The 14,391-nt window shown below is 37.4% G+C and carries 15 protein-coding genes; 7 read left to right on the top strand and 8 right to left on the bottom strand.

The features are described from left to right. Positions 1 to 473: 473 nt before the first annotated feature. Positions 474 to 1,025, bottom strand: a complete 552-nt coding sequence (locus tag ACK1JC_RS08455) for a flavoprotein (protein WP_409511423.1) — start codon at positions 1,023 to 1,025, stop codon at positions 474 to 476. A 137-nt stretch (positions 1,026 to 1,162) separates the two neighbouring features. Continuing rightward, positions 1,163 to 1,396, bottom strand: a complete 234-nt coding sequence (locus tag ACK1JC_RS08450; protein ID WP_409511422.1) for a hypothetical protein — start codon at positions 1,394 to 1,396, stop codon at positions 1,163 to 1,165. Positions 1,397 to 1,960: 564 nt separating this feature from the next. Between ACK1JC_RS08450 and ACK1JC_RS08445 the strand changes: the two genes are divergently transcribed. Beyond that, complete coding sequence (locus ACK1JC_RS08445) at positions 1,961 to 2,437, top strand: hypothetical protein (protein ID WP_409511421.1); 477 nt, start codon at positions 1,961 to 1,963, stop codon at positions 2,435 to 2,437. Positions 2,438 to 2,519: 82 nt separating this feature from the next. Here ACK1JC_RS08445 and ACK1JC_RS08440 read toward each other — a convergent pair whose 3' ends face one another. The 3 genes from ACK1JC_RS08440 to ACK1JC_RS08430 form a co-directional block, all read right to left on the bottom strand. Continuing rightward, entirely contained in the window at positions 2,520 to 3,524 is a 1,005-nt protein-coding gene (locus ACK1JC_RS08440) for an LLM class flavin-dependent oxidoreductase (RefSeq protein ID WP_409511420.1), read from the bottom strand. A 175-nt stretch (positions 3,525 to 3,699) separates the two neighbouring features. Beyond that, the gene (locus ACK1JC_RS08435) at positions 3,700 to 4,233 is read right to left on the bottom strand and encodes a hypothetical protein (protein WP_409511419.1); all 534 of its coding nucleotides are present in this window, start codon (positions 4,231 to 4,233) and stop codon (positions 3,700 to 3,702) included. A gap of 281 nt (positions 4,234 to 4,514) precedes the next feature. Continuing rightward, positions 4,515 to 4,952 carry a hypothetical protein gene (locus ACK1JC_RS08430; RefSeq protein ID WP_409511418.1) on the bottom strand — a complete coding sequence of 146 codons (438 nt, stop codon included), beginning with the start codon at positions 4,950 to 4,952 and terminating at the stop codon, positions 4,515 to 4,517. A gap of 444 nt (positions 4,953 to 5,396) precedes the next feature. On the opposite strand from ACK1JC_RS08430, the gene prfA reads away from it, so the two are divergent. Together prfA and prmC are read left to right on the top strand one after the other, a co-directional pair. Further along, positions 5,397 to 6,485, top strand: a complete 1,089-nt coding sequence (gene prfA / locus ACK1JC_RS08425) for a peptide chain release factor 1 (RefSeq protein ID WP_409511417.1) — start codon at positions 5,397 to 5,399, stop codon at positions 6,483 to 6,485. Further along, on the top strand, positions 6,485 to 7,303 hold the full coding sequence (prmC, locus tag ACK1JC_RS08420; protein WP_409511416.1) for a peptide chain release factor N(5)-glutamine methyltransferase: 819 nt from the start codon (positions 6,485 to 6,487) through the stop codon (positions 7,301 to 7,303). The genes prfA and prmC overlap by 1 nt, the downstream gene beginning before the upstream one ends. Before the next feature lie 156 nt (positions 7,304 to 7,459). Here the strand turns inward: prmC and ACK1JC_RS08415 are convergent, their stop codons facing one another. Both ACK1JC_RS08415 and ACK1JC_RS08410 read right to left on the bottom strand, forming a co-directional pair. Next, positions 7,460 to 7,810, bottom strand: a complete 351-nt coding sequence (locus tag ACK1JC_RS08415; RefSeq protein ID WP_409511415.1) for a hypothetical protein — start codon at positions 7,808 to 7,810, stop codon at positions 7,460 to 7,462. A 171-nt stretch (positions 7,811 to 7,981) separates the two neighbouring features. After that, the gene (locus ACK1JC_RS08410; RefSeq protein WP_409511414.1) at positions 7,982 to 9,046 is read right to left on the bottom strand and encodes an AraC family transcriptional regulator; all 1,065 of its coding nucleotides are present in this window, start codon (positions 9,044 to 9,046) and stop codon (positions 7,982 to 7,984) included. A gap of 131 nt (positions 9,047 to 9,177) precedes the next feature. On the opposite strand from ACK1JC_RS08410, the gene ACK1JC_RS08405 reads away from it, so the two are divergent. Beyond that, on the top strand, positions 9,178 to 9,951 hold the full coding sequence (locus ACK1JC_RS08405) for an SDR family NAD(P)-dependent oxidoreductase (RefSeq protein ID WP_409511413.1): 774 nt from the start codon (positions 9,178 to 9,180) through the stop codon (positions 9,949 to 9,951). A gap of 46 nt (positions 9,952 to 9,997) precedes the next feature. Here ACK1JC_RS08405 and ACK1JC_RS08400 read toward each other — a convergent pair whose 3' ends face one another. Then, a complete protein-coding gene (locus ACK1JC_RS08400) occupies positions 9,998 to 10,219 on the bottom strand; it encodes a hypothetical protein (protein WP_409511412.1) in 222 nt (73 codons plus the stop codon). A gap of 29 nt (positions 10,220 to 10,248) precedes the next feature. Between ACK1JC_RS08400 and ACK1JC_RS08395 the strand changes: the two genes are divergently transcribed. The 3 genes from ACK1JC_RS08395 (at position 10,249) to ACK1JC_RS08385 (ending at position 14,352) form a co-directional block, all read left to right on the top strand. Next, the gene (locus ACK1JC_RS08395; RefSeq protein WP_409511411.1) at positions 10,249 to 11,385 is read left to right on the top strand and encodes an acyl-CoA dehydrogenase family protein; all 1,137 of its coding nucleotides are present in this window, start codon (positions 10,249 to 10,251) and stop codon (positions 11,383 to 11,385) included. A 282-nt stretch (positions 11,386 to 11,667) separates the two neighbouring features. Further along, positions 11,668 to 13,311, top strand: a complete 1,644-nt coding sequence (locus ACK1JC_RS08390) for an AMP-binding protein (RefSeq protein WP_409511410.1) — start codon at positions 11,668 to 11,670, stop codon at positions 13,309 to 13,311. 252 nt (positions 13,312 to 13,563) lie between these two features. Continuing rightward, on the top strand, positions 13,564 to 14,352 hold the full coding sequence (locus ACK1JC_RS08385) for a HesA/MoeB/ThiF family protein (RefSeq protein ID WP_409511409.1): 789 nt from the start codon (positions 13,564 to 13,566) through the stop codon (positions 14,350 to 14,352). The last annotated feature ends 39 nt before the right edge of the window (positions 14,353 to 14,391 follow it).

Here is a 14,391-nt window from a genome sequence, read left to right as displayed (position 1 = left end):
ATAACAATAATAAATGCTTTAGTAACCTGTTTGAATGATGAATTTATTGCTAAAAAAAGCGTTATTTTGAACATAAAATAATCACATTGGGGGTGGGTTTTGTTGTTAACTTTGCATGGTATCACTAAAAAAAATGGCCTTTATAGTTGTGAAAATGATACTAATATTGTTTTACGTGATATGAGGTATCACAAGTATTTAGAATATAAATAGTTGAGAGATGCTATTTTGCCTATTTTTTGTTCTGAATTTTGAATTGAACATCAAAGAAATGATTTTTGGGTTCATGCGCTTCAGCAATAATTGATTTTTTTGATGATGTTTGGCATCAATACAAAAGTAATCAGAGATATTATATAGATATGATTTATATTTTAATGATATGAAAAGGTGGTTTTTTTGAGTTTTGACTGATCAAGTTAGTGCTGTATAAAAGAGAAGCTCTTATTAGCTTCTCTTTTTATTGGCAGAATCTAATATGTGGTAATAATAACATCAACTAAATGTTCAATGCCTTCCATACTTTGTACAGCATTTTTAGTAATTTTTAAGATAGGCCATGTAATTAGTTTGCAGTTGCCTTTTTGCAAAGCTGAATAATAGGTATCCGATTTAAAAAATACTTTCTTCTCTGTGGCAGAGTTTGGCATGAGTTGACGTTTCATCCAAGTATTACTGACTTGTGATTCTAAATAGCGAATCGCCAATAAAGATTTTACACGGTTGTTAAATAAGTGGCGATTTTTACTAATGAGAGGGTGGGCAATAATTTTTTGAATCGCATTTTCGGTTTGAGGTAAAACAAAATGAGGTTTAATTTGAAAAACTTTTACAAATTGCGCTTGTTTGATCAATAGTGCAAGATGAGAAATAGTCAGTTGATTTGCGCCAATCACAGCAACGTTTAATCCTGAAAAATTGGCGATTTTGATTTGGTCAGCCGCAATGATTTTTCCCTGAAATTCTTGAAAATACTCAGCGCTATTGTGGAAAAAACTATCTTGTTGCTGCTTTTGTTTTGACATCCGATGTAATCCTTTTTGTTTTAATTGTTTGCAGTGAGTTCTGCTGTTAATTCATATATCCAACTTGGAGCCTTTGGTAAAGATTTTTCTAGTATCTGGTCAGTCATTTTCACCATAAAATCAATGGGCATGTGAAATCATTTTAGATTGCGATCAACGGTTTTTTTGCCATGAAATTGGATCAGTTGGAACCAAAGGTTACGGCGATCTTCTACTATACCTCCACCAATACGAGAGAATCTTCTTATTGCGACATACAGTTTTTTTTCGGGTAAACCTAACTTAATGTCGTTGACCCACATTTTATTGATCAGTGATAAATAAGCTAAAGTTCCAAGCAATAAATGTAAATCAACAATACGAGCAGCCATTTTCCCGAGTTCAATCGTACTTTTATTGATGCCTTATGTCTTCATGACGCTTAAAGCCAATACCTAAGTGTCGTGCCTCATCGTCATTAATGAGTTAAAAAGCTTAGTGACAGACAGGATCATCAACTGTTTCAAGGACAAATGTAAAAAATTACACCATCGAGAGTGACTTTAAGCATAGGAATGACTGCGCCTAATATATAAAAAGGCATATCATCAGCATAGGTGTCGAGCCATTCAATAATCGGGCGTAATTTTTATTGGGCTTTGGAGTGCCATCCTCTAACATATTCAAACGTTTCATCTGTTCTATTTCAGCATTGGCATGGCATTGTTCTTCAGCGTGAAAAATGGCATATATTTCACGCAGTGTTTCGGTTGTAGCTTTATTGCTTTTCTTCTGATGTGTATATGAATGAATAAGTGTATATAAAATGAGTTGGCAATTTATTTTAAATTGAAGTATTTAATCAAAAAATATAACAGATTTTGTGCACTAGCTTGATCGTTAACTATATTATTACGCGTGAATATTAAGAAATATATTAAACAGAGTGATTGATTATGCAGATTAAAATAATTTTCATTGGGGTAATGGTTCTTTCTCTAAGTTCAATCAGTAGTGCTGTAGATACTAATGCTCAACAGAAAATTCAAATTGTTAAGAAGCTTTATAATAGTCTACTGGATGGTTCAGCCTTAGGCGAGGATGAAGCCATTCGTCGTTATGGTAGTCATGAATTACGTCAAATTTTAAAGAAATTAGAAGTCATTTCAGATCATAACGAAGGTGATCAGTGTGAATGGCAGGCGGCAGGTGTGCTTATTCCTGGTCAAGACACTGATTTAACAGCAAACAAAATTCAATATTCAGTGTTACAAAATGGTCGAGTACGTGTGCAGGCGAAAAATTTTGGTCAAAGTTTTAAAGTTGATTTTGATGTGAAATGTACAAATTTGGGCTGTAGTATTACTGATTTTTATACACCACAAAGTTATAAAAATATGATGGCAAGTTATGCTCGTAAAGGTCAATGTTGATTAATTGACCCACTATATAAAAATAGCCACTTTTAGCGTGGCTATTTTTATATATAAAGATTCTAAGTACGAAAAATAGTATTTAATTTGACTGTTTCAAATCTATTAATAAACTAAAGTTATTTAAACGTTTGTCTGTGTCGAAAATATCACAAGTAAAAATGAACTCATCGACGTCATATTGCATGAGTAATTTTTCTAAACCTTGTTTCACTGTTTCAGGTGAACCAATTTGTGCCATCGCTAAGAAATTCTGTACCGCTATTTTCTCTGACACAGACCATCGACCTTCCATGGTTTGAACAGGTGGTTGAAGTTTTAGACTACGTCCGGTCAATAAAGCTAATATTCTTTGATAGACACTTGTTGCTAAAAATTCTGCTTCTTCATCAGTGTCAGCAACAACAGTTGGTACGCCCATAGATACATAAGGTTTGTCTAAATATGGGGAAGGTTGGAAATTTTCACGATAGAGCTGAATCGCTTGACCGAGCATACGAGGAGCAAAATGTGAAGCAAAGGAGTAGGGAAGTCCCAACTGTGCGGCAAGTTGTGCGCTAAATAAACTTGATCCAAGTAACCATACAGGGACATGCGTATTTTGTCCTGGTGTTGCTGTAATGCGTTGTCCTTGTTTAGCTTCACCAAAGTAGCTCAAAATTTCTAGGACATCTTGTGGAAATTGCTCTTCAGTTTCTTGGCGACCACGTCTTAATGCTCGCATTGTGACTTGATCTGTTCCCGGTGCACGACCTAAGCCAAGTTCAACTCGTCCTGGGTACAGTGTTTCTAATGTACCAAATTGTTCAGCCACAACAAGTGGAGCATGGTTAGGTAACATAATGCCACCTGAGCCAACTTTAAGTGTCGATGTATTGGCAAGTAAATAGCCCAGAAGTACAGCTGTAGCAGAACTTGCAATACCATCCATATTATGATGTTCGGCTAGCCATAAGCGTGAAAAACCAAGTTTTTCAGCATGCTGTGCCAATTCAAGGGCATGTTGTAAAGAAAATTGTACCGATTTATCTTCACGGACGGGAGCAAGCTCAAGAATGGAGAATTGCGTATTGTGCAATGAGCGCATATTTAAACTCTTTTATAATCATATATCGAAATAATACGATATATGGGGGTGGAAGTATATCGCTTATTTTCGATATTTGTGTGTGTATTAAATATTGATCATTGCAAAATAGATTTTGTAATTTTTATCAGGCGTAAAAAAACACCCGAAGGTGCTTTTGAGTTGAGTGAGTAAGTTAATCACGCCAATTTTTATTTTTGTACTGACCGTAGTGATGACCATTGTCATGGCGATAATTACGATCATTATAACGATAATTTGAGTTACGATAGCCTGATGATCTGCGATCATAACGATCATTGTAGTTGCCATTATAGTTACGGTCATAACGGTCATCATAACGACGATCTTCAGAGACTTTTTTACCTAAAGAAGCCCCACCTGCCGCACCAAGCGCAGAGCCAATATAGCCACCTGTCGATCCAGATACATTCCGACCTACAGTATAGCCACCAGCGCCACCGAGTGCTGCGCCAATTGCGGCACCTGTACGATCTTTGCGGTTTGCGGAAGCTGCTGCACCACCTGCACCACCAATCGCTGAACCGATCATTGCACCTGTTGAGCCACCCATTTGCTGACCAATTGCCGCACCAACCACACCACCTAAGGCTGAAGTTAATGCAGTATTTGTACTATTACCTGCATGTGCAGTGGTTATTAAGCTTGTAGCGATTACAGTTGCGCCGATCATTGCTGTAATTTTCATGGTCAACTCCTTGAGAAGCTTCTCTAATATTTTGTCTTGAGTTTAATGTAACGAAATACTTCGCTTTGATTGTGAATGCTCATGTATGCAACATGATGTGAATAGTAAATGCTTTGTATCCACTCTTATTAATTTCTCCATAATTATGTTCGTATTCTTGTTTTAATCTGTGCAATATTGAAACTAAAGAAAGTGGTTCAAAGGATAAATTAAAGGGTAGGAATACATAAAAAAGCCCTCAATCGATATCGATTGAGGGCTTTTTCTCACCGCACATTAAATTAATGACGGTGCTTTTTATAATACTTTTTGTTGTGCTTTTTACTATATTTGCGGTCATCGTAGTGGCGATCTTCAGATACTTTTTTTCCTAAAACTGAGCCACCCGCTGCACCTAATGCAGAACCAATATAACCACCTGTTGAACCGCCCATATTTTTCCCGACAGTATAACCACCGACACCGCCTAAACCACCACCGACTGCGGCTGCTGTACGGTCACGTTTATTGGTTGCAACAGCAGCACCACCAGCACCGCCAAGCGCAGAACCGATCATTGCACCTGTGTTGCCGCCCATTTGTTTACCAATTGCTGTTCCAGCAACGCTGCCCAATGCAGAAGTTGCTGCAATACGTGTCGAATTATCTGCATGCGCACTAACCGTAAATACTGAAGAAACTGCAAGTGCAGTACCAAGTAACATTGCATTAAGATTCATCATTCACTCCATGTCCTGTTAGGGACTAATGTCTTTCATTTAATATTTGATGTAAGCAATGTACCAAAGACAAGGGCTTTGAATGTGGAGATGAAATACTAGAGTTATAGCGTTTGGTATCGGAGTGTATGCTTTGTATTAATATTGTCTATTTAGAAAACAAATGATTGAAAATTTTGTGAAATATATCACAAAAATATAAAAGCTTAATTTTTATAAAAATACATATAGATGAAAAGATCAGGTGTGGTAGTAGAAGTCAGCGAATAGATATGTCAATTAAGAGGCAGAATCGTTAAACTAAGCGCAATTTTAGAATTCTTTACTTAATTTGAGTATGCTGCATCAAATGTGATGTATCACCCGATAATATTGATAGAAGCTTTATTTTATTGATTTTATATTGGCTCTAAAAAGTAAAGACGAGCTTGAGAATAGATTTAAATGAAAGAATCGTTACGTTTACGATTAGATCAACTGTGTGATCGACATGAAGAATTAGAAGCCTTATTGGCAGATATCGAAGTCATTTCTGATAATAAGCGTTTTCGCAATTTATCTCGTGAACATAAAGATTTAACAGAAATTACAGATGTTTGGAAAAAGTATAAACAGGCAGAAGAAGATATCGTCACGGCTGAAGCGATGCTTTCTGATCCTGACTTTAAGGAAATGGCGATTGAGGAAATTAAAGAGAATAAAGCTTTAATTGAAAGCCTTGAAGCCGATCTGAATGTCTTGATGATTCCAAAAGATCCAAATGATGCCAACTCTGCATATTTGGAAATCCGTGCAGGAACAGGCGGTGATGAAGCTGCTATTTTCTCGGGTGATTTATACCGTATGTACAGCAAATATGCCGAATCACAAGGTTGGCGTATTGAAGTACTGTCTGAAAATGAAGGCGAACATGGTGGTTATAAAGAAATTATTTGCCTAATTAATGGCGATGGTGTGTACGGTCGTTTGAAGTTTGAAAGTGGTGCGCATCGTGTACAACGTGTGCCTGCGACAGAATCACAAGGTCGTGTGCATACTTCTGCATGTACGGTAGCAATTTTACCTGAAATTGATGTCGATACCACGGTTGAAATTAATTCATCAGAATTACGTATTGATACTTACCGCGCATCAGGTGCGGGCGGTCAGCACATTAACAAAACCGATTCAGCGGTACGTATTACCCACCTTCCAACAGGAACAGTAGTAGAGTGTCAGGACGAGCGTTCACAGCATAAGAATAAAGCCAAAGCGATGGCATTACTTGTGTCACGTTTGGAAAATGCAAAACGTGCTGCTGCTGATGCCGCAACATCGGAAATGCGCCGTGATTTAGTCGGTTCAGGTGATCGCTCAGAACGTATTCGTACTTATAACTACCCACAAGGTCGTATGACAGATCATCGTATCAATTTAACGTTATATAAGTTGGATGCCGTAATGGAAGGCGATTTAACTGAACTTTTAGACAGTTTACACCGTGAATATCAAGCAGATCAGTTGGCGATGCTTGCACAGCAGAATGGTGGCTAATGAACATTGCACAGGCTTTAGCCTTACGTGGTGAACCTGAAAGCTACGAACGCCAAGAAAATGCATGGTTGCTCGAACATATCACTAAAATTGATTCATTTGATTTGGTGATGAAAAAAGAGCAAGTATTGACTGCTGAACAAGAGCAAAGCTATGTTGATGCTTTGAAACGTATTGAAGCAGGTGAACCTTTAGCCTATGTCACAGGTTCACAGCCATTTTGGACACTTGATTTAAAAGTCACTAAAGATACGCTCGTGCCTCGTCCAGATACGGAAGTTTTGGTTGAAACGGTGTTGCATTTAGATTTGCCTGAAGATGCCCGCATTGTTGACTTAGGTACAGGGACGGGTGCAATTGCATTGTCTTTGGCAAGTGAACGTCCTGATTGGGATATTACTGCAACTGATATTTATGAGCCAACGCTCGAAGTTGCACAGTTTAATGCTGAGCAACATGATTTAAATCATGTCAAATTTGCCTGTGGCAGTTGGTTGAATGCTTTAAATCGTAATCAATATTTCGATGTGATCGTGTCTAATCCACCATATATTGATGCTGATGATGTGCACATGAAAGGTTTGGCGACTGAACCAAGACGTGCTTTAGTAGCTGAAAATCATGGTTTGGCTGATATTGAGTTGATTATTCAGCAAGGTCAAAAGCACTTAACAGTAAATGGTTGGATTGCGCTTGAACATGGTTATGATCAGGCGGATGCCGTACAACAGTTATTTAAAAAATATGGCTTTAAAGACATTCGTACTGTGAAAGATTACGGTGGTAATGATCGAGTAACCTTGGCATGTCATCCATAAATGACCTATTACAGATCATTTAAGCGTTAAATGTTAAATGTAAGAATAAAAAACCGAGCAAATTGATTTGCTCGGTTTTTTGCTTATTAATATCATGTTTAAACAGTAAAATACTGAATTTTATAGAGTTCAGCAAATAATTAACTTTTAGAGCTTTTAAAGATAGGTATCCGCGATGCTATCTGCAATATTTAGTTGATTTAGACCATCTGTTTCAAGGGCTAAACAGAGTGCAACAATTTTAGCTGTTTCTGCAATATTCTGTTTTTTTAATGCCAAGCCTGTTTGAATTTCTTCGAGGCATTGTTGATTGATATCTAAAGCATCGGCTAAATCGGTTGGATTATTTTGATCCATAAAATTGGCGATGACTTTTTTAAGTTCGATATCTGAACTGCTGAGAATCCCTTGGCGCATTTGCTCATCAAGATCTTCAACGTGGTTGGAAAATGAATGAGTAAAATTTTGCACAAGACTTGCGTCAAGTACATTAATCATTTTAAGCATGGCAATAACCTAGCTGTTTAACAGGGTGGGAGAGTAGAGTTTAAAAATAACTCAAAATATGAGTGAAAAATAAACGACAAATCACTCTACTGCAAGTAGAAATAGATGAGTGGTATGCAATTTTTTCAAGCAGAGTTTTACATTGTTTTTTTCATATTGAATTGAGACTAGTTACTCCTGCCCATCTAATGTAATATTTTCATGGCGATAACTGCCAGGACTTACACCTGTCCACTTTTTAAATGCACGGTGAAATGCACTCGGGTCTTGAAAATATAAATCATCACTAATCTGTTGCAAGGTTTTATCACTGCGACTGAGCAATTCAATAGCGGTATCTCTGCGAATTTCATTTTTAAGTTGTTGATAACTGAAGCCTTCACTTTTTAAACGTCTTTGAATTGTTGCTTCCGAAATATTTAAAAATTGAGTTAATTCATTGAGTTCAAGCCATTCTGAAGGATGTTTTTGCATTAAATGCTTACGAATGATTGAGCTTAATGCATGCGGGTTTTTAAAGCGAACTAATAAATTTTGTGGTGTATTTTGAATGAATTTTTGCCATGCAGAATGGTCTTGTTTAATTGGTGTTTTGAGCCAACTCGCATCAAATTGAATATAATTTTCATCTGCTAAATAGCCAATATTTTCACAAAAACGGACTTTATAGTCTTGATCATCTTGAGGTGCATTGCATTTAAGTTCGATACGATTGAGCGTAATACGTTGTCCTGTCAGCCAACACATCAGTCCGTGAATGAGCATTAAATATGTCGCATAGCTAAACATTCGCTTGGGCTGATCTGTGTCATAAATCACGATATAAGCGTAGTTTTCTTCGGTAAAGAGCGTGCTTTGAAAATCATCTAAAATTGCATTTAAAAATTGTAAAATTTGTCGTAAAGCCGTGTGTAACTGATCGGCATGCATGACCATTTCTGAGAGTAATTTATAACTTCCTCTACGCATATGATGACGGTCCATACCAAAAAACTCATCATTCATGGCATTGGCAAGTTCAGTCCAAAGTTGCGCATAGGCTTCGACTGAAACACGAGCAAGGGGAGAATGAAGAATCTCAGATGCAATGCCTGCTTGATCGAGTATAGGATCAAGAGTGATGCCCTGATTTTTTGCTTCCTGCAATGCTTCATGCACCAAGCTGACGGAAATCGTTCCTTTGCTGTACTGTAACGGTTGATTCTTCAGCGTGTTATCCATTATTTTGTTGGGCATCCATTGTCCAAAAACATCATACATGATGCAACTTTTGGAAATTGTACTCAATTAGACTTACGATTACTCTGCGTGATATGCAAATTTTGTATCGTTAATGCGATACCTGAAAAAAATGAAAAGGATAGAATATGAAAATTGAAGGGAAAGTCGTTGTTGTGACAGGTGGTGCATCAGGTTTAGGTGCAGCAACTGCAAGTTTCTTGGTTGAACGCGGCGCAAAAAAAGTCATCATGGTCGATATGAATCAAGAGCTTGGTCAAGCCTTAGAACAAGAATTGGGTGCAGCATCAAAATTTGTAAAACTAGATGTTACCGATGAAACTGCAGTACAACAATTTTTTCAACAGCTCGAAAAAGATGAAGGTCAACTCAACGGCTTAGTCAATTGTGCAGGTATTGGCCCTTCGGCTAAAGTTTTGGGTAAAAATGGTATTCATGCTCTAGATGCATTTCAAAAAGTTTTGAATATTAATGTATCAGGGACATTTAACATGCTACGTTTTGCGGCAGATGTGATGTCACGTTATGAGTTGAAAAATGGCGAAGAAGATCGGGGTGTTATTGTCAATACTGCATCTGTTGCAGCATTTGATGGTCAAATTGGTCAAACGGCGTATTCAGCATCGAAAGGTGCGGTAGTTGCAATGACTTTACCTTTGGCACGAGAGCTTTCTCAGCATGCAATTCGTGTGATGACTATTGCACCAGGAATTATGGAAACACCGATGTTAAAAGCACTACCGCAAAATGTACAAGATGCTCTGGGTGCTATGGTGCCATTTCCACCGCGTTTAGCAAAGCCAACTGAATTTGCACAGTTGGTCGGTCAGATTTTTGAAAATGGCTATTTAAATGGTGAAGTGATCCGTTTAGATGGTGCAATTCGTATGCAACCACGTTAATCAAACTTATCCGTACTATTTAATCGTTTAGTCTTATTCAAAATTATTAAAGATGAGCGAATTTTGAAGTTCGCTCATTTACCTCAAATATTTTTAATAAATCATTTTGCATAAAAAACACCCTTAAATTGAATTTGATTAGTTTAAGGCTAGGCTTTTCATTGCCTAAAATTTGTGAATATTGAAAATATAAATTTAAAAACTGAGCATTATTGTGACTAAAAGCAAAGCACAGTGAAATATCGATAGGGTCAGCTTGAATAGACATGATCCTAGCAGTCAGAGAAGGGAATCAACATGATTTTAAATGAAGAACAAAAAATGATTCAGGACATGGTGCGTAATTATTCGCAAAATCAGCTTAAGCCTACAGCAGCAGAGCGTGATAAAACCCATCGTTTTCCTACTGAAGAATTAAAGGCTTTAGGTGAATTAGGTGCATTAGGGATGACTGTTGCACCTGAATGGGGTGGAGCAGGGCTTGATTATATTTCGTTAGTTTTGGCGATTGAAGAAATTGCTGCGGGTGATGGTGCAATTTCAACCATTGTCAGTGTACAAAATTCATTGCCATGCGGCATTACGCAAAAATATGGTACGCAAGCACAGAAAGAACAGTATTTGAGCAAATTGGCGACAGGTGAGTGGCTTGGTTGCTTCTGTTTAACTGAGCCTCAAGCGGGTTCAGATGCAGGGGCATTGCAGTGTAAAGCTGAACGTGTAGGCGATGAATGGGTATTGAATGGCACGAAACAATTCATTACATCAGGAAAATATGCCCAAATTGCCATTGTATTTGCAGTCACAGATAAAGCCGCAGGTAAAAAAGGTATTTCTTGTTTCCTTGTGCCGACGCAAACTGAAGGTTTTATTGTTTCTCGTATTGAAGAGAAAATGGGGCAACATTGTTCAGATACGGCTACCATTGTTTTAGAAAATTGTCGTATTCCTGCGGATCACTTACTAGGAAAAGAAGGCGAAGGTTATAAAATTGCATTGTCAAATTTAGAATCAGGACGAATTGGGATTGCATCACAATGTGTAGGAATGGCACGTGCCGCTTTAGAAGCAGCGGTTGAATATGCCAATGATCGTAAAGCTTTTGGTGTCGAACTTGTACAGCATCAAGCTGTAGCATTTCGTTTAGCCGATATGGCAACACAAATTGAAGCTGCACGCCAATTGATTTTTCATGCGGCAAGCTTAAAAGATGCAGGTTTGCCATGTTTAAAAGAAGCCTCAATGGCGAAATTATTTGCTTCTGAAATTGCAGAAAAAGTCTGTTCAGATGCGATTCAAATTCATGGCGGTTATGGCTATGTTTCAGATTTTCCTGTAGAGCGTATTTACCGTGATGTACGTGTTAGCCAAATTTATGAAGGTGCATCAGATATTCAGCGTTTGGTGATTGCACGTGAAGTCATTGCAGGATAAATTACTTTAATGTGAAATTTTTATCGATTGGAAAAAGTCAGTGTTAAATACACTGACTTTTTTATTTTTTTAAATATTTAATATAAAACAAAATGATAGATCTTATCCAAAAACTGCATATCGTTTGAGGTGTTTGGAAATTGTGCGCATATTCTAATCGTGGTTATCTATAGATATACATAGAAATAAACAGTTTCAAAATGAAACAGTTTTAAAAGAATATTTATCGATACATGGATCTACAAATCATGAAGATTTGTATACACGAATAAAGGAAGCGTGATGAAAACATTAGAACAGGCGTATCAAACTTTTAATTATGAGCAATTGGTTCAAGAGCAATTGGTTGGCAATCCTCAATCAATCAATGCTTATGAAGAGTGTTGCGGTCGCTATGTGGGGCAAAATAAAGTAGCGCTGATTTGGGAAGGGAAACAAGGTGAGTCGGCACGATGGACTTTTGATCAACTTGCCGAAGCATCAGCTCAACTTGCACATTATTTTCAATCGATTGGCATTACAACAGGAGATTGTATTGCAGGTTTATTACCACGTACGCCTGAATTGCTGATTACAATTTTAGCAACATGGCGTATTGGTGCGATTTATCAGCCTTTATTTACTGCTTTTGAATCGAAAGCCATTGAGCATCGGATTGAAACTGCGGGAACACGTCTGATTGTGACCAATAGCGAACAACGCACAAAAATCAATGAAATTGAAAATACAGAAATTTTAACCATTCATGCGCAAGGAAAAGTATCTAAAGATGCTGATTTTTGGACGGAAATTGCTAAATATTCTTCTCATTTCTCAGCTGAAATGCTGAGTTTTGAAGATGACTTTCTGATGATGTTTACTTCAGGTACAACAGGTTTGGCTAAATCGGTGCCTGTACCTTTAAAAGCAGTGTTGGCGTTTAAGGAATATATGCGTCATGCAGTAGATTTACGTGAAGAAGATTCTTTTTGGAATCTAGCCGATCCTGGTTGGGCATATGGTTTGTACTACGGTATTGCAGGACCATTGGCTTTAGGTCATAGCATTATTATGGATGAACGTGCATTTAGCGTAGATAATGCCGTGCAAGTAATCAAAAAATATAAAGTCAGTAATTTGACTGGTTCACCGACTGCATTTCGTATGTTTTTTGGATTTAAAGAGCAATTTGATCAAGCGATTCAATCACATTTACGTGTAGTAAGTAGTGCCGGCGAGCCTTTAACTCCTGAAGTTATCCATTGGTTCAAGCATGATTTAGAGGTCAATATCTATGATCAATATGGACAAACTGAACTTGGCATGGTGATTGGAAATCATCACGCACTCGAACATCCCATTAAAGTGGGCTCAGCAGGCTTTGCCAATCCGGGACATCGTTTTGCAGTGCTTGATCAACATCATCAAGAAGTTGAGAGTGGGGGTATTGGTACTTTAGCCATCGACTTTGCACAGTCACCTTTAACTTGGTTTAAGGGCTATGGTGGTAACAATCGTAAATCTTTTGTGGGTGACTACTATTTAACAGGTGATACTGTTCGTTTAAATGAATTTGGCGGTGTCGATTTTATTGGTCGTGCTGATGATGTAATTACAACTTCGGGTTATCGTGTTGGTCCTTTTGATGTTGAAAGCACATTACTTGAATGCACTGAAGTTCTTGAATCTGCAGTAATTGGTAAACCAGATCCTGAACGAACAGAATTGGTCAAAGCCTTTGTAGTACTTAAACCTCATTATGAGGGTAATGAAGCATTGGGCTTAAAACTACAAGAATATGTACGTTCACGGTTGTCGAAACATTCATATCCAAGAGAAATTGAATTTGTGCAAAGTTTACCTAAAACATCAAGTGGCAAAATTCAACGTAATTTACTCAAACAACAAGAGGTTGAATTGATGCAAAAACTACAAAAAGTTAGTTAGTGCTGATTTTATGACTGATTGAAAGAATTATTTTACTCACCCAACACGATTTTAAATCATGTTGGGCTTTTCATTAAAATGTATTGTAATTACAATGAAATTATATTGTAATTTTTTTCGATGTTTTAATACAGAATAAGTTGCTATTCTTTAAACATTATTCGAAATGATTTTTATAGCTATCACATTTCAGCAAATTTTTAGATAAGCTATGTACCTTACATCTTCTACCCGATATAGGCTCGAAACGTAATGTACTCATTTGATCAAGTATTGGAACTCAGTGAAGCTGAAATGCACCTTTATGCACGTCAGATTTTATTGGAGGGTTGGGATCTTGAAGCACAAGAACGGTTAAAACTTGCTAATGTTTTGATTGTGGGTTGTGGAGGCATTGGTTGTACGACTGCGGAGCTTTTAGCACGTGCAGGTGTAGGTAAAATTACCTTAATTGATTCAGATACGGTGGAAATTAGTAATTTACAGCGACAGATTGCTTTTACCAGCCAAGATATTGGTTTTTATAAAGCCGAAGTTTTGGCGAAGCGTTTAAAACAGATCAATGCTTATATGGAAATAGACAGTCATGTTGCACAGTTCAATGCTGAAAATGCAGATGCACTCATTGCACAGCAAGATTTAGTCCTTGATGGTTGTGATAATTTTAGTACCCGTTATTTGGTCAATAGTGTGTGTACGCAACGTAATGTAGCCTTAATTAGTGCATCTGCAATTGGTTTTGGAGGTCAATTGTTTATGGTGGAAGGTGATTCAGCATGTTATGAATGTCTATTTCCCAAAGAGCAACATGCAAATGAAGCTTTGCGTTGTGCAGATTCGGGTGTACTTGCAACCACGCCAAATGTAATGGCAAGTTTACAAGCGCATCATGCGCTGTTGTATTTAGGGCTCGGTACAACGCCATTGAAGCAAAAATTGTTACTTTGGGAAGGTTTAAGCATGAAACAACGTATTTTAGCCTTTGAAAAAGATGTGGAATGTACAAACTGTCAGGCAAGACAATCCGCAAAAGCATTTTAATTTGTTACACTCGAAGCAATTTATTTAAAGTCAGATCTT

It is taken from the genome of Acinetobacter sp. TY2, assembly GCF_046269225.1.
Classification (GTDB): Bacteria; Pseudomonadota; Gammaproteobacteria; order Pseudomonadales; family Moraxellaceae; genus Acinetobacter.
This window is presented reverse-complemented; position numbering and strand designations above follow the sequence as displayed.

Bases quoted from the DNA above. Each gene is read 5' to 3' on its own strand.
- ACK1JC_RS08455 (WP_409511423.1), bottom strand. From the start codon at position 1,025: ATGTCAAAACAAAAGCAGCAACAAGATAGTTTTTTCCACAATAGCGCT.
- ACK1JC_RS08450 (WP_409511422.1), bottom strand. From the start codon at position 1,396: ATGGCTGCTCGTATTGTTGATTTACATTTATTGCTTGGAACTTTAGCT.
- ACK1JC_RS08445 (WP_409511421.1), top strand. From the start codon at position 1,961: ATGCAGATTAAAATAATTTTCATTGGGGTAATGGTTCTTTCTCTAAGT.
- ACK1JC_RS08440 (WP_409511420.1), bottom strand. From the start codon at position 3,524: ATGCGCTCATTGCACAATACGCAATTCTCCATTCTTGAGCTTGCTCCC.
- ACK1JC_RS08435 (WP_409511419.1), bottom strand. From the start codon at position 4,233: ATGAAAATTACAGCAATGATCGGCGCAACTGTAATCGCTACAAGCTTA.
- ACK1JC_RS08430 (WP_409511418.1), bottom strand. From the start codon at position 4,952: ATGAATCTTAATGCAATGTTACTTGGTACTGCACTTGCAGTTTCTTCA.
- prfA (WP_409511417.1), top strand. From the start codon at position 5,397: ATGAAAGAATCGTTACGTTTACGATTAGATCAACTGTGTGATCGACAT.
- prmC (WP_409511416.1), top strand. From the start codon at position 6,485: ATGAACATTGCACAGGCTTTAGCCTTACGTGGTGAACCTGAAAGCTAC.
- ACK1JC_RS08415 (WP_409511415.1), bottom strand. From the start codon at position 7,810: ATGCTTAAAATGATTAATGTACTTGACGCAAGTCTTGTGCAAAATTTT.
- ACK1JC_RS08410 (WP_409511414.1), bottom strand. From the start codon at position 9,046: ATGCCCAACAAAATAATGGATAACACGCTGAAGAATCAACCGTTACAG.
- ACK1JC_RS08405 (WP_409511413.1), top strand. From the start codon at position 9,178: ATGAAAATTGAAGGGAAAGTCGTTGTTGTGACAGGTGGTGCATCAGGT.
- ACK1JC_RS08400 (WP_409511412.1), bottom strand. From the start codon at position 10,219: ATGTCTATTCAAGCTGACCCTATCGATATTTCACTGTGCTTTGCTTTT.
- ACK1JC_RS08395 (WP_409511411.1), top strand. From the start codon at position 10,249: ATGATTTTAAATGAAGAACAAAAAATGATTCAGGACATGGTGCGTAAT.
- ACK1JC_RS08390 (WP_409511410.1), top strand. From the start codon at position 11,668: ATGAAAACATTAGAACAGGCGTATCAAACTTTTAATTATGAGCAATTG.
- ACK1JC_RS08385 (WP_409511409.1), top strand. From the start codon at position 13,564: ATGTACTCATTTGATCAAGTATTGGAACTCAGTGAAGCTGAAATGCAC.